At 46.7% G+C, this 522-nt stretch carries 1 pseudogene; it reads right to left on the bottom strand.

The features are described 5' to 3' along the window. Positions 1-25: 25 nt before the first annotated feature. Positions 26-522, bottom strand: a pseudogene (locus H0248_RS21690) (hypothetical protein); the annotation flags it as partial.

The following is a 522-nucleotide window of genomic DNA, read 5'->3' as shown; positions in this document are numbered from 1 at the left end:
CATTCAAGATCATCCCAATCCACCATTACAACTTCCTCGTCCGATAAGTATTTATTACACCCTGCATATCTTGGTGACAACGATAGGTCCAACGTATAACGGGCTTGTTATCGGGCAAAAATAGGACACAGAAATCATTTTGCCCTTTTTCACGTTTCGGCATCGGCAGAGTGATCGTATGTTTTTCAAATTGGAATCCTGATTTTTCCTGTTCCTCAGTCATATCTAATTCCCAATCTATTTTGACAATATCTCCCTTTATCCTATAAGGACCTGCGGTTTTCCCCCCCCGCATTCCGCCCGTCAAATGCATCGGTATTTCCCCCCATATTGCCGTTGACATAGGCATAACTAATCGGTCGATCCATTACTGACATAACCACTAATGACGCCCCGCCATGCCGTTCCTGAATCAGAAACGTCCAGCCCAGCCAAAGCACCAGCAGAATGCTTGCTGTCCACCGCCCCCAGCGTGGCAATATCTGCCATATCGCCGTGATCAGCCCCGATATCACTCTTGTT

Source organism: Pectobacterium brasiliense (genome assembly GCF_013449685.1).
Classification (GTDB): Bacteria; Pseudomonadota; Gammaproteobacteria; order Enterobacterales; family Enterobacteriaceae; genus Pectobacterium; species Pectobacterium brasiliense_A.
This window is presented reverse-complemented; position numbering and strand designations above follow the sequence as displayed.